Below are 404 nucleotides of genomic sequence, written 5' to 3'. Positions count from 1 at the left end.
GCCGCGACCCGACGTTGGCGGTGCCGTTCGGCGCTGACGTCCCGGAAGGCGACGGCGGTCCGGCCGGGCCGCTCGGGCAGCGCTCGGGTCCGGTAGGCGAACTCCCGGCGCACCCCCGCCACGGGCGCCCAGGTGCAGACCTGTTCGGTGGCACCGTCGTCGAGCAGGCCCAGGGAGTCGGTCGAGAAGCCCTGCGCGAGCTCGAAGGGCGCCGGCATCCCGACCAGGTCGTCGAGGGGACGGCCGCAGAGCGTCACCGCCGCGGCGTTGAGCTGGACGAACAGGCCGTCCTCGTCGACGACGGCCAGGCCGTCCGGCGCGTGGACCGCGAGCTCGGACCATGCGACGGGTGTCGTCACGTCGTGCACCTGACCTCCTCCCGGTCCGTGGGTGTGCCGACAGCA

At 74.5% G+C, this 404-nt stretch carries 1 protein-coding gene; it reads right to left on the bottom strand.

What is annotated here, in order from left to right; all coding sequences use genetic code 11:
• Positions 1-359, bottom strand: a 359-nt coding sequence (locus H5J29_RS34175) for a PAS domain-containing protein (protein ID WP_181784979.1), incomplete at its 3' end; no start/stop codon positions are given.
• Positions 360-404 lie beyond the last annotated feature (45 nt).

It is taken from the genome of Pseudonocardia pini (assembly GCF_013870575.1).
Classification (GTDB): domain Bacteria; phylum Actinomycetota; class Actinomycetes; order Mycobacteriales; family Pseudonocardiaceae; genus Pseudonocardia; species Pseudonocardia pini.
This window is presented reverse-complemented; position numbering and strand designations above follow the sequence as displayed.